10 protein-coding genes are annotated in these 13,085 nt (G+C 70.7%); 2 read left to right on the top strand and 8 right to left on the bottom strand.

The annotated features are described in order from the left end of the window. The first annotated feature begins 612 nt into the window (after positions 1-612). Positions 613-927, top strand: a complete 315-nt coding sequence (locus tag FXO19_RS11510) for a DUF4286 family protein (RefSeq protein ID WP_149195239.1) — start codon at positions 613-615, stop codon at positions 925-927. 236 nt (positions 928-1,163) lie between these two features. Here FXO19_RS11510 and FXO19_RS11505 read toward each other — a convergent pair whose 3' ends face one another. Together FXO19_RS11505 and FXO19_RS11500 are read right to left on the bottom strand one after the other, a co-directional pair. Then, positions 1,164-1,799, bottom strand: a complete 636-nt coding sequence (locus FXO19_RS11505; protein WP_149195238.1) for a DUF3106 domain-containing protein — start codon at positions 1,797-1,799, stop codon at positions 1,164-1,166. Next, the gene (locus FXO19_RS11500) at positions 1,789-2,760 is read right to left on the bottom strand and encodes an RNA polymerase sigma factor sigma-70 region 4 domain-containing protein (RefSeq protein ID WP_149195237.1); all 972 of its coding nucleotides are present in this window, start codon (positions 2,758-2,760) and stop codon (positions 1,789-1,791) included. Before FXO19_RS11500 ends, FXO19_RS11505 begins: the two co-directional genes overlap by 11 nt. 502 nt (positions 2,761-3,262) lie before the next feature. Between FXO19_RS11500 and FXO19_RS11495 the strand changes: the two genes are divergently transcribed. Next, on the top strand, positions 3,263-5,485 hold the full coding sequence (locus FXO19_RS11495) for a primosomal protein N' (RefSeq protein ID WP_149195236.1): 2,223 nt from the start codon (positions 3,263-3,265) through the stop codon (positions 5,483-5,485). Between the two features lie 132 nt (positions 5,486-5,617). On the opposite strand, the gene FXO19_RS11490 is transcribed toward FXO19_RS11495, so the two are convergent. The 6 genes from FXO19_RS11490 to FXO19_RS11465 form a co-directional block, all read right to left on the bottom strand. Next, entirely contained in the window at positions 5,618-7,090 is a 1,473-nt protein-coding gene (locus FXO19_RS11490) for a hypothetical protein (protein WP_149195235.1), read from the bottom strand. Between the two features lie 125 nt (positions 7,091-7,215). Continuing rightward, positions 7,216-8,865 carry a YadA-like family protein gene (locus FXO19_RS11485; protein ID WP_187775748.1) on the bottom strand — a complete coding sequence of 550 codons (1,650 nt, stop codon included), beginning with the start codon at positions 8,863-8,865 and terminating at the stop codon, positions 7,216-7,218. Between the two features lie 141 nt (positions 8,866-9,006). Then, the gene (locus FXO19_RS11480; RefSeq protein WP_149195233.1) at positions 9,007-10,854 is read right to left on the bottom strand and encodes a sensor histidine kinase; all 1,848 of its coding nucleotides are present in this window, start codon (positions 10,852-10,854) and stop codon (positions 9,007-9,009) included. Then, a complete protein-coding gene (locus FXO19_RS11475; protein ID WP_149195232.1) occupies positions 10,854-11,531 on the bottom strand; it encodes a response regulator transcription factor in 678 nt (225 codons plus the stop codon). The genes FXO19_RS11480 and FXO19_RS11475 overlap by 1 nt, the downstream gene beginning before the upstream one ends. A 160-nt stretch (positions 11,532-11,691) precedes the next feature. Beyond that, positions 11,692-12,444 carry an NYN domain-containing protein gene (locus FXO19_RS11470; protein WP_149195231.1) on the bottom strand — a complete coding sequence of 251 codons (753 nt, stop codon included), beginning with the start codon at positions 12,442-12,444 and terminating at the stop codon, positions 11,692-11,694. A 328-nt stretch (positions 12,445-12,772) separates the two neighbouring features. Continuing rightward, complete coding sequence (locus FXO19_RS11465) at positions 12,773-13,048, bottom strand: hypothetical protein (RefSeq protein WP_149195230.1); 276 nt, start codon at positions 13,046-13,048, stop codon at positions 12,773-12,775. Positions 13,049-13,085: the final 37 nt, after the last annotated feature.

Below are 13,085 nucleotides of genomic sequence, written 5' to 3'. Positions count from 1 at the left end.
CGCGGCGACGCGCGAGGCGATCGCCGCCGCGGAGCGGGTGGTCAACGCCGAGGCCGAGACCCGCAAGCGGCGGCTGCAACGCGCCCCGAAGGAAGCGTCTGCGGACGCCCCGGAGCCCGATGCGAACGGCTTCAGGGCGCGCTTGGATCGCAACATCGAGGCCTACTCGTCGCGTCGTGACGGTGCTGCCGCGCTCGCCCGCACCCTGATCGGCGCCGCGCCGGTGACGCTGTTCATCCTGGTCCCGCTGTTCGCCGTGCTGCTCAAGCTCTTCTACATCCTCGGCAAGCGGACCTACCTGGAACACGTGGTGGTCGGTCTGTACAGCCACGCCTACCTGATGCTGGCGCTGCTGCTGGTGTTCGCGCTGTCGCTGCTGGCCGGCTGGCTGGGCACGCACGTGCCATGGGCATCCCGGCCGATCGGCTGGCTCCAGGGGCTGCTGCTGATGTCGATGCCGCTGTACCTGCTGTGGATGCAGAAGCGCGTGTACGGGCAGGGCTGGTGGATGACCCTGCTCAAGTACGGCGTCATCGGCCAGATCTATCTGCTCATGTTCCTGTTCGTCGCGCTCGGCACCGGCATGTACGCGCTCGCCGGGATGTAGCGGCCATGGTGATCTACGAAGTCGACATCGAGATCGCCTCCGGGGAGGCCGCCGCGTACCGGAAGTGGCTGGCCGAGCACGTGCGACAGATGCTGGCGCTGCCGGGCTTCATCGGCGCCGAGGTCTTCGAGGTCGCCGATCCGTCGCCCGCGTCGGGGTGGATCGCGCTCTGTGTGCAGTATCGCCTGCGCGACCGCGCTGCGCTCGATGGCTACCTTCGCGATCACGCCGCACGCATGCGCGCCGACGGCGTGGTCCGCTTCGGCGACCGCCTCCGCGCCCACCGCCGCATCCTGCGGTCGGCCGACGCAATCCCTTAGGAGCGCGCCACGCGCGCGATGCCGCGGGCATGGCGCGGCCATGGCATTCCGGCCACCGACGCGCCATTCCGGCTCGTGCCGGGAATCCCAGCCGGGCTACAGACGTCACCAGCATCGCGTATGCGTGTTTTCTAGGGGGCGGCGGCGGCGCGCGCGGGAATCGCGAATTGCGTCGGCGCGGCTATAGCGGGGGCATCGCGCGCATGGCGCGCTCCTACGGAAATCGTGGCCGCTGGTCAGGGCGCCGGACCGGCTTGCCGCCGCAGCCAGGCTGCGCGGCCTTCCGGCGGCGTCGACAGCAGCGCGCGGCGCAGGGCGTCGCGCGCTTCGGGCGGCGTGCGCTGCGCCAGCAACGCCAGGTCCGCGCGCTCGCGCTCGTCCATCGTACGCAGCGCCGCCAGTAGCGGCACGCGCTCGTCGGCCGGCACCAGCGCGAACAGGCCGTGCAGGTTGCCCCAGTCGGCACCGAGCTCCGGGCCGAGCAGCCAACCGTCGCGCTGGTAGCCGTCGAGCTCGGCATAGCGTTCGTTCAGCGCCTGCTGGCGATCCGTCGGCAGTTCGGCATAGGCGCGGGCGGCCGCCCGCAGACGCGCCTGCGCGGCCGGCGCCAGCGCCTGCCAGGCGGCCCAGGCGTTGCGCCGCTGGCGCCGTTCGGCCAGCGGCAGCGCGTCCCATTCGGCGGCCCGCCGGCGCAATGCCTCGCGCTCGGCGGGCGGCAGCGCACGCAGCGTCGCCTGCCGCTGCAGCAAGCGGGCACGCTCGGGCTCCGGCAGGGCCTGCGCGTGCCGCTGCAACGCCGGCGGCAGCGCCGCCGCGGCCGGCAGGGCCAGCAGCAACGACAGCGCAGCGGCGAAGGCGGGCCTAGAGCGCATCGTCGGTTTCGAGTGAGGACTCGTCGACGTCCGCTTCGGTCTCCTCGCGCTGCGGCCGCGCGATATCGCCTTCCTCGCCGCGTTCGAGCTGCACCGACAGCCAGGCATGGAAGGCCGGATCACGCATCGCGGCGTCGCCACCATCGCTCGCCAGCAGTTCGAAGTCGGGATGGGTGAGCAGTGCCGCGTCGGCGTCGTAGGTGGCGGCCGGCGCCCGCGCCGGGGGAAGCGGCTCGGCCAGGATCTCGCGCAGATCACCGTTTCTGTTTGGCGACGACAATGGCCACTCGACGGTCGCTGCCAGCGCGGCGAGCGTGAGCACCACCACCGCGACGGTCGCCGGCCATACCCAGGGCGCCCTGGCGCGCACCGACCGGTCATCGTGTGCCTGCGCCGCGTGCGGCACGTGGACACGCCCCTGCAGCGCGGCCTCGCGCAGGCGCGCCAGTTCGGCCAGGCGCGTGGGCGGCAGTTGCCGCACCGCCTGCTGCGAGGCCTCGCCCAGCGCGCGCCAGGCCTCGGCGTCGGCGCGTCCGTCGGCGTCCCGGGGCAGGGCCCGCTGCAGCGCCAACCGATAGGTCGCGCGCGTCACCCCCAGCACCGCGGCGGCGTCGGCTTCCGAGACGTTCGCCACCAGCCGCAGCAGCAGCGCGGCACGCGGGCCATATCCGGCCTGTGCCAGATCGTGGAACTGGGGCGGCCAAGCCGGCGCCGGCGGCGGTTCGTGCATGGGCCCGGCGGACAGCAGCAGCGCCCAGAAACGGCGCGGCCAGTCGCCGAACGGGACCCGCACCGCAACATCACGGAACGCGCCCATGGCCGCGGACAGGGCGGTGTCGCCGGCCTCGGCATCGCCGATCTGCAACTGCGCGAACACCGCAGCGCGGCGCTCGACGCCGCGCAGGAATGCGGTGAGGGCGGCCGACGCCGCGGCGGCGTCGTTCACGGTGCGGGCGGTCATCGGATCGGCTTCATCGAGCCCGTCATGATAGCCACGCTGCCGCCGAACATGCCTCTTGACAGGGTTCACAAAAAGGCATCACCGGGATTCGGCACGGAAATGGTTGTGCACAGCGGTCACCGGGCCGTCATAGACAGGACCTGCACATTGATGACTCGCCATGTTTCCGAACTGTTTCACGGCTAAGTGGCTGAATCCCATGCGTTATCTTCGATTGGCGTTTTTTTAGCCAACCTCCCCTTAACGCGATACGTGATGGCCGCAAGGCTGCTTCCGGCACTGCCATGCACAGGCTTATCCACAGTGTGTGTGGATAACGGCAAATCTTCTTTCACCACCGTAGCTTGCGAGCGAAACATGGATCCGCTTGCAGCATTCGCACGCAACCTTGCGAGCGCGACGGGCGCCTCTGCGGCGGCGCCGCGCAAAAAATCCCGAGCCGGTGAACGCTGTGGGCCGTGGGTCGCGTGCCCATGGCGTTGGCAGGCCCTAGACTGCCGCGATGCCTGCTGACTCCACCGCCAGCGACGCCGTTCTACGCGTCGCCCTGCCACTGCCATTGCCGCGCCTGTTCGACTATCGCGCGCCGGCCACGGACCCACCGAGCAATGATGACGTCGGCCGTCGCGTGCGGGTGCCCTTCGGACCGCGCGAACTGGTCGGCGTGGTGGCCGACGTCGGTCCGGCCGACGGCACCGCACCCGAGCTGCGCGAGCTGCACGCGCGCCTCGACCCTGAACCGCTGTTCCGCGGCGAGCTGTTCGACTCCCTGCACTGGCTGGCACGCTACAGCCACGCGCCGCTCGGCGAGGTGCTCGCCACCGCGTTGCCGGCAGCGCTGCGGCGGGGCGAACCGCTGCCCGACACCCACGCTTGGGCCTGGCGCCTGACCGAGGCGGGCGCCACCGCGCACGCGGGCATGCGCCAGGGCCGGCCGCGGCGGTTCGCCGACCTGCTGCAGGTCGCCGTGCGCGACGAGGAAGCGCTGGACGACCTGCTCGACGACTGGCGCGGCGCGGCGCGCACCCTGGCCGCGCGCGGCCTGGCCGAGCGCATCGCAGTGCCGGCCTCGCAGCTGGCGCCGACGCCGCAGCCCGGCCCCGCCCCGAACGACGAACAGGCGCAGGCGATCACCGCCCTCGCCGCCGGCGAGGGCTTCGCCCCGACGCTGCTCGACGGCGTCACCGGCAGCGGCAAGACCGAGGTGTACCTGCACGCGATCGCCGACTGCCTGGCGCGCGGCAGGCAGGCACTGGTGCTGGTGCCGGAGATCGGCCTGACCCCACAGACCCTGTCGCGCTTCCGCGCCCGCCTCGGCGTGCCGGTGCACGCGCTGCATTCCGGGCTCAACGACAACGAACGCGCGCGCGTCTGGACCGCGGCCTGGCGCGGCGAGGCGCGGGTGATCGTCGGCACCCGCTCGGCGGTGTTCACGCCGCTGCCCGATGCCGGCCTGATCGTGATCGACGAGGAGCACGACGGCAGCTACAAGCAGCAGGACGGAATCCGCTACCACGCGCGCGACTTCGCCCTGGTGCGCGCCAAGGCACTGGACGTGCCGGTGTTGCTGGGCAGCGCCACGCCGTCGCTGGAGACCCTGCACAACGCCCGCGCCGGACGCTACGCGCACCTGCGGCTGTCGCGCCGCGCCGGCGAGGCCAAGCCGCCGCCGGTGCGGGTGCTCGACCTGCGCAAGCGCACGCTCGACAACGGCCTGTCGCACGAACTGCTGGAGGCGATCGATGCCGCGCTGGCTGCCGGCGGCCAGGTGCTGGTGTTCCGCAACCGCCGCGGCTACGCCCCGGTGCTGCTGTGCCACGACTGCGGCTGGAGCGCGCAGTGCCGGCGCTGTGACGCACCAATGACCGTGCACGGCGGCGGCCGGCGCCTGCAGTGCCACCACTGCGGCCATCGCCAGGCGGCGCCGCCCGCCTGTCCCGACTGCGCCGGGCTCGGGCTGCAGCCGCAGGGCGTGGGCACCGAGCGGCTGGAGGAGGCCCTGGCGCAGCGCTTCGGCGCGCGGGTGCCGGTGCTGCGCATCGACCGTGGCAGCACCCGCGGCCGTGATGCGCTGCAGAAGCACTTCGACACGCTCGGCGACCGCCCCGGCATCCTGGTCGGCACGCAGATGCTGGCCAAGGGCCACGACCTGCCCGGCCTCACCCTGGTGGCGGTGGTCGGCATCGACGAGGGGCTGTTCTCGGCCGATTTCCGTGCCGCCGAGAAGCTCGCGCAACTGCTGATCCAGGTCGCCGGCCGCGCCGGCCGCGCCGAGCGCGCCGGCGAGGTGCTGCTGCAGACCCATCATCCCGACCACCCGTTGTTGCAGACACTGATCCACGGCGGCTATCACGCCTTCGTCGACAGCGAACTGGAGCAGCGCGCCGCGGCCGGGTTCCCGCCGTTCGCGCACATGGCGCTGCTGCGGGCCGAGGCCAAGCAGGCCGATCCGCCGATGGCGTTCTTGCAGCGGGCGAAGGCGATCCTGGCCGAGGCCGCCGCCACCCGCGCGCGCGACGACGGCGAGGGCCTGGTCCTGCACGGCCCGCTGCCAGCGCCGATGGCGCGCCGCGCCGGGCTGTACCGCGCGCAGCTGCCGCTGTCGGCGCGACAGCGACGCGACCTGCACGTCGCCCTGGATCGGGCGCTGCCGGCGATCCATGCGTTGCCCGAGGCACGCCGCACGCGCTGGTCGCTGGATGTCGATCCGGTGGATTTGTACTGATCGGCATTCGTGCCGATATCCGGCATTCGTGTCGCGACTTCCCAGCTGCGGCATGCCGCAGCCACTCCCGCAAAGAACTGCAGCCAATCGATGCGCGGAGGTTGCAGTAGCCGTCCTTCGCCTCCGTGAGGTTCAGAAGTGGCCGTACGGTTCGGCATCGACGTAGTAGAACGTCACCGTCCAGTCCAGCCCCCTGTGGTATCGGCTGTGGACGGCGACGGCAGCATAGTGCTGCAGCAGGTTGGTCGTGCTCGCCTGCTGCCAATAACCGTCGGAGCCGTCGGTCCAGTTGGCCTGCACCTGCCACCCGACCACCAGGAAGCGTGGGTCGGCCGCGAATTCCATCGTCTTCGCGCGCCAACCGACATGCTCTCCTTCGGCGTAACGGTTCGCGGCGCTGAAGACATGGATGTTGTCGGGGTCCGGCGAAGCCAGGGCGCCATAGGCCCAATGGTTGTCGGTACGGGACTCCTCGGTCTTGATTCCCTGTCCCGGCTCGCTATTGCGCGCCTGAAGTACCTGGCCGTGGAAGCGTTGCCGCGAACGCACTGCCATCAGCTGCGAGAACAGTGCGTCGCCTTGTCCGCGAAGAGCGGCGCGTTCCTGCCGGTCCTTCGGCAATATCGCGTGCTTCGCCACGACACTGGAGTCGAATTCGTTGAAGGCATCCGAATAGAACTCCGCGTAGTACTTCGGCAATGAGCCGTACAGTCCACGGATATCCCAAAGCAACGAGTACAGATTGCGCAGTTCGACGAAGACGGAAGGACCGATGTCCACCGAACGCGGATAGCCGGGCTGCAGGGCGCTGTAGTGCACCAGTTTCGCCAGTTGCGGCACGCTCGCACGATGCGCCTTGAACCACCGCAGCGCCCCTGGCACGTCCTGGGGACTGGAGACGACCGGCTGGTCGGCAATGTCGGACACACCCAGCATGTGTACCGACGAGGTGACCTCGATGTCGAGCGCATTCGCCTCGCTCTCGAAATGGGTGCTGCCCGCTTTCGAGAAAAGCCCCTCTGCCGAGACGCCGGCACTGCTCTCGAATTGCTTCAGGTTCGCCTCGGACCGGGCCTTGAGCGCGTACACCGCCCGGAACGAGGAGCCGGTTTCCCGTGATGCGACGAAGTAGTCGCCATACGCGGCACGAAAACGCGCCGGATCGCGCATCAACCGCTGCGCGTCCTCGGTCAGCCTGTAGCCTGTTTCGGGAGCCTCATCGTAAGCGGCATCCACGACGACGTACTCCACGACATAGGTGATCTCCAATGCGCTTTGGCGAATTTCCGTCAGGTACCGCGTCGATTCGTCGATCGCCACCGCACCGATGTTGTAGTCGCCCTTGGTGGCGATTTCCAGCCTTTTCCGCATCGACGCGAAATCGAGGATGGTTTCTATCGTTTCGGTGCTCACCTGCGATCTGCCCGGAATCGTCCGGAACGGCTCGAGAGCGCCGACGGAAATCGTGTTGCCGGTGATGGCATCGACACCGGCGCCGAGGTGGAAGACGTCACGCCAGGCGACGCCTATCAGGGTTGGCTCCAGACTCGAGCTCGTCGTTTCCGGAGCGGCTTCGCTGTTGTTGCATGGAACCTGCGTATCCATTTGTCAGTTTCCTTCTGATTGAGCCGCGTCGCTTTCCACCGTCGAAGGCAGCGGCGACACGACGCAGTATTCATGGCGGCGTTTCTCCCGGCCATCCCCGAAAACGGGTAGCCGCGCCACGGCGCCTACCAGCTGAAACCGGCGCCCGCCGCGACGTTGCTCTCGCTGCCGGCGAAGCCGGCCGAGAGCGAAACGCTCATCCGCGGCCCGACCAGCCGCTGGTAGCCCATCGCGAATGCGGCCTCACCGCCCTGCGAGCCCACGCCCACGCCGAGACGGTTGCGGCCCGGCAGCCCGGCGGTGTTCATCGCCGCGGCCGACATCGCACCGCCCATTGCGCCGACCCGGTCCAGACGCCGGTCGAAGCCGTGCAGGCGCGCATCGACGTCGTCGGCCAGGGAGTCGAACCGGTCGTTGAGCATCGCCACCTGGGTGTCGGTATGGACATTGGCGGACTGCAGCGCGCCGGCTGCAGTGGAGCGGGCGTAGGCCTGCGCGGACTGCAATGCGGCGGTGTCGCCAGCCTCCATCTGTCCCTTGTTGACGGCATCGCCGGCGGCCACCGCATCGGCGAGGTTGGCCACGCGCGTGCCCTGCCCGCCCGCCAGCGTCATGACCCCGCGCCCGGCATCGTCGTACTCGGCGGACAGTTCGCTCCCGGGACCGGACGGTCCCTGGGGGCCTTGCGGACCTTCCGGTCCTTGAGAGCCTCCCGGGCCCTGGGGACCTTCCGGTCCTTGAGAGCCACCCGGGCCCTGCGGACCTTCAGGACCCTCGGGCCCTTGCGGCCCGGGCGTGAATTCGATGGCATCGATCTGGCCCTGCAGGCCGGACAGGCGGGTATCGACCGCGGCGAACGCGGACCCGACGTCGCCGTAGGTCGTTCCCTGGACGTCGTAGCTCGGCGCGGTGAACATCCCGCCGCCGAAGCCGGCGCCACCGCCCAGCGCGGCGGCGAAGGCGCCCAGCTGGCCCACCGTCGCCGCGTCGCTGGCGGCAATGCCGTCGGCCAGGTGGACCATCCGTCGCTTCAGTTCGCTGCCGTAGGCGTTGCCCAGGAAGTCCAGGTCGTCGGCACCATGGCCCACGGACACCACGTCCGCCTCGTCCGCCGCCGAATACGCGCCCAGCGCCACGCTGCCCGCGCCGCGCGCCTGGCTGGCCGTGCCCAGCGCGGTGGCCCGGTAGCCGCCGCCGAAGGCTGCCGAGCCGAGCGCGCTGGCCTGGTCCGCGGAGGTGCGGGTGTAGCGCCCGATTGTGTGTTGGGTCCGTGTATCGCCCAGGAATCCACCCAGCGCGACGCTGTTGTGGCCCTCCGACCGCGCATAATAGCCAACGGCGGTGCCGTACAGCCCGTGCGCGGCGCTGAACCCGCCGACCGCGGTGGCCCCAGAGTTGTGGGCACCGGCTGAGCCGCCCAGTGCCATTGCCCAGTTACCGGAGGCGTTGGCATGGGCGCCCGCCGCGAGCGCGAACACCCCCCCACCCGCCTGCGCCTGAAAGCCGATCGCGACCGCTCCGGAGCCTGTCGCCTGGGCATTGCCACCGAACGCCGCGGCGGCGGTGCCCGCCTGGCTGCCGCGCCCGCAGGCGATTGCGTTGACCTGGCCGGCCACGTCATCGCCCGCGTCGGCCCCGCCGTCGCCGATCCCGTTCTCGGCCGGATCCAGCAACTGGCAGGTCGCGCCGGCCAACGCCGGCGTGGGGGCGGCCGCCGCCAACGCCAGGGCGGCGGCGAGCGCGAGCGGGCGGCAGGAACGGATCGGGTCGGACATGAGGCAACTCCCTGGCTGGAGGAATGCCGCCAGGGCCTTGCGGCGGCGCGCGCCGCGGCATCGACCGTCCCCGGCGGCGAAGCCAGGAGTCTGCGATGCCGGTCGCCATCCGCACATCCCCGAAACCGGGTATCCGGCCGCTCAGGCCGCGAGCGGAAACTCCAGCCCCACCGTGGTGCCGTCGCGGTCGGAATCGATCCGCAACCGCCCACCCAGGCGCATCGCACGCTGCCGCATGCTGGCCAGTCCGGCGCCCCCTTCCGCGGCAGCGGGACCGGCGGATCCCAGGCCGGCGCCGTCGTCGCGCACCTCCAGCCGGATCCGCCCGCCATCGCATTCGACCGTTACGTCCACCCCGCGGGCACGGCTGTGCCGGAACGCGTTGGTCAGCGCTTCCTGCAACAACCGCAACAGGTCGAGGCTGCGGGCGCTGCCGAGCTCCACCCCGTCCAGTCCATGCAGGCGCCAGCGCGCGTCGATGTCGGCCGCCTCCAGCAGGCGGGTGTTGCGGTGGCGCAGCGGCGCGATCAGCGCCGCCAGGTCGTCGTGCTCGCGTGCGGTGCTATCGATCACCAGGCGCAGGTCGTCGCGCATTTCGCGCAGCAGGTCGACCACGGCCTCGCGCGGCATGTCCGCCGGCGCCTGTTGCAGCCGCGCGATCGTGCCCACCAGGGTGCCGCCGAAGCCGTCGTGCAGGTCGCGCACCAGTTGCAGGCGCTCGCCGGCACGGCCGTGGGCCAACTCCAGCGCGTGCTGACGGTTGAGCGACTCGGCCAGCTCGCCGGTGGCCTGCCGGACCTTGCCTTCCAGTTCGGCGTTGAAACCTTCGACCCGCCGCATCGCGCCGACGAAGCGATGGGCGAGCACGAAACCGATCCCGGCCAGGGTGAACACCGAGGTCAGCCCGAGCAGGTAGGTGTCGCCGCGCACCCAACCCATGAACAGCGCGAAGTCGTGGAACGAGACCAGCACCGGGGCCACGACGCACAACGCCAGCACCGTGGTGTCGACGCGCCGCAGGCGCCAGGCCCGGACCAGGAAAAAGCCGATCGCGGCGTAGAAGAACAGCGCGCCGGCCATGATCCAGGGCGTCCGCCCCGGCCCCATCCAGCCCGGCGCCAGCAGTGCGGCGAGCAGCGCCGCGGCACAGGTCGCGCCCATCGCGCGTTCCAGCCGCGGGAACCGGCGTTCGCTGTAGCGAAGCAGGAACATCGCGTAGCAGGCGCCGGTGCACACGTACATCGCCGCGATGAACGCCTGCCAGCCGTCGGTGGTCGGGAACGGCCACGGACCCGACACCAGGAAGTTCGCGCCGTACAGCGAGCCGCTCAGTTCGGTCAGCGCGAACCAGCCGAACACGCTGTCCTGCCGACGCAGCAGCCAGATCAGCAGGAAGAGCGCCCCCAGCACCGCCGCCATCGCCAGGTTGACCAGCTTGATGTCGAAGCGACGGAAATGCTCGCGCTCGAATTCCGCCCGCACCGCCGCCGGTTCGCCCACCGTGACTGTGCCGAAACCCGGCTGGTATGCCGCCAGCCCCGAGACCCGTACCAGCAACGTGTTCTCGCCCTCGCGCAGCAGCGGCGGCGACAGCAAGAAGTACTTCGGCGCCACCCACGCGCGCGACAGCGGTTCCACCAGTTGCCGGTCGCGCGCAACCAGGCTGCCGTTCACGTACACCGCACCGGCCATGCACAGATAGTTGACGAGCAGGCCCGCCGGCCGCGTCGCATCGTCCTGGCGCCAGCGGACGCGGTACCAGACCACGCCGTCGTGGTCGGGCCAGCGCCCGGTCCAGACGTCCATCAGTTCCACCGGCACCCAACCGTGCGCGGGAGGCGCCTCGTCGTTCCAGCCGCCGCGGGCGGCTTCGGCATGCAGCAGCGTGCGCGTCGCCGGCGGCGCGGCCGGCGTGCCCGCGGGCACGTTCCCGCAGGCCAGCATCTGCAGGCACAACAGCCAGGCCCACCACTGCCAGGGCGTGCGCATCAGTTCAGCAGGCCCATGGCGCGCGCCTCGAACACGGCCGCGGTGCGCGAGCCCACCGCCAGCTTGCGGTAGATGCTTTTAGTGTGCCCCTCGACGGTCAGCCGCGACAGGCCCAGCAGTTCGGCGATCTCGCGATTGCTCAGGCCGCGGGCGACCAGGTGCAGGATCTCGGATTCGCGGCCGGAGAGCGGCGCCTCCGTGGGCGGCTGCGTGCCGGCGCCGGAGGAGGCGTCGCCGGCGGACAGCACCTCGAGAATGCGCCGAGCGATCATCGGATCGATCGGGGCGCCTCCCCGCTGCAGGCTGCGCAGCGACATGCGCAGCTCTTCGTCGTCGCTGCTCTTGAGCAGGTAGCCAATGGCGCCGGCACGGATCGCGGCCAGGATCGTATCCTCCGCGGCCCAGGCCGACACGATCACCGCCGTGGTCTGCGGGGCATGCCTGCCGATCCAGCGGATGAGGTCGATGCCGTTGCCGTCGGGCAGCTGGACGTCGACCAGCGCCAGCGGGTACCCGTTCCCGGTGAGCAGCGCGCGCGCCGCGGCCAGGTCCGGCGCCACGTCGATGCGGGCGTCGCTCCCCGCTAGGTCGGCCAGCAGGCCACGCATGCGCCGACCTGCCGCCTGATCGTCCTCGACGACCAGCGCCGGACTCAACGCGACCGGCTGCGGTGTCATGGCTGCGGTTCCCCCTGTCCGGGCGGTACATCGCGCATCCGCCCATAGGGCAGTCTACGCGCATCTGCTCGCCGCAGCCGCTGCGGGACAGTGGCATCTACCTGCCATGACGGCCGTCACACGAAGCATGCTGTGCCGCCCGGCGGCGCGGCGCCGGGTGCTATTTCGCCGCCTTCTTGCGCGTGCGCGATTTCGGCTTCGGCCGCTCGCGAATCTCCACCATCTGGCCCTCGCGGCGCAGCTCGAACAGGCCGGTGGCCTCGATCAACGCACTCAGGTTGCGATACCCGTAGTTGCGTTCGTCGAACGAGGTCTGGTTGCGGATGTGGCTGCCAACGACGCCCAGGTGCGACCAGCCGTCGTCGTTCGCGGTGGCGCTGACCGCGTTGCGCAGCAGGTGCACCAGGGTGGCGTCGCCGCGCAGGTCGGCGCTGCGCTTGGGCCGGACCGCCGGCGACTTGTCCTCGTCCGCCGCCGCGCCCAGCTTCTCCAGGTACAGGAAGGTCGAGCAGGCCTTGACGAAAGGCAGCGGGGTCTTCTCCTCGCCGAAGCCGAACACGCGCATGTTCTCGTTGCGCAGGCGCATCACCAGCGGGGTGAAGTCGGCGTCGCTGGAGACGATCGCGAACCCGTCCAGGGTGCGCGCGTACAGCAGGTCCATGGCATCGATCACCATCGCCATGTCGGAAGCGTTCTTGCCGCTGGTGTAGGCGAACTGCTGGATCGGGCGGATCGCGTAGGCGTGCAGCGTCTCTTCCCAGCCCTTGAGGTGCGGGTTCTTCCAGTTGCCGTAGGCGCGGCGCACGTTGGCCACGCCGTGCCGCGCCAGCTCGGTCAGGATCGGCTCGATCCTGGCGGCCGGTGCATTGTCGGCATCGATCAACAGCGCGATGCGCAGTTCGGTTTCGGCCATGGTCTCGGGTTCCGGATGCGTTGCCGGCAGCCTACCCCATCATCCACCGGCGCCGCATGACGCCCGCCCATTCGCTGGCAGTGAGCGCGACGATGCCGCACAAACGGGAGGCGCCTGATCAATCGCGAGCGCATCGCTGACGCATGTCCGGCAACCACCGTAGGAGCGCGCCATGCGCGCGATGCCGCGGGTGCTTCACCGCCCGTGGATCTTGGTCCTCCGGTCTGCTTTCCGGCTTGCGGCGGGACCGCTGATAACCGAGACCGGAGACGCCCGCGGCATCGCGCGCATGGCGCGCTCCTACGAAGTGCCAGGGCGTCGCGGCGCGTTATTCCCGCTCCGGCGTTCCGGACTGCGACCCGGCCCGCCCGATCAGCGCATATCCCGGGTCGTCCGGCACCGACTTCAGCGCTTCCAGCGCCGCCTGCAGCGCGTCGGACTCGGTGTTGTCGAAGCTGAGCGCACCGTCGCCCTCGTACAGGTTCAGCCCCTGCTCGAGCAGGTGCAGCAGCGCCCGCTCCATCTCCCAGCCATGGCGCTCGGCCACCCGGCGGATGCGGTCGGCGAGCACCTCGTCGACGTCCTTGAGCACGATGTCGGTCATGCCTGCTGCTCCCGCCGCTCCCCCGCGGCCGCGCCGG

It is taken from the genome of Luteimonas suaedae (assembly GCF_008312895.1).
Lineage (GTDB): Bacteria > Pseudomonadota > Gammaproteobacteria > Xanthomonadales > Xanthomonadaceae > Luteimonas > Luteimonas suaedae.
Note: the sequence above shows the minus strand (reverse complement) of the source record. Positions and strands in the feature narration are given on the sequence as shown.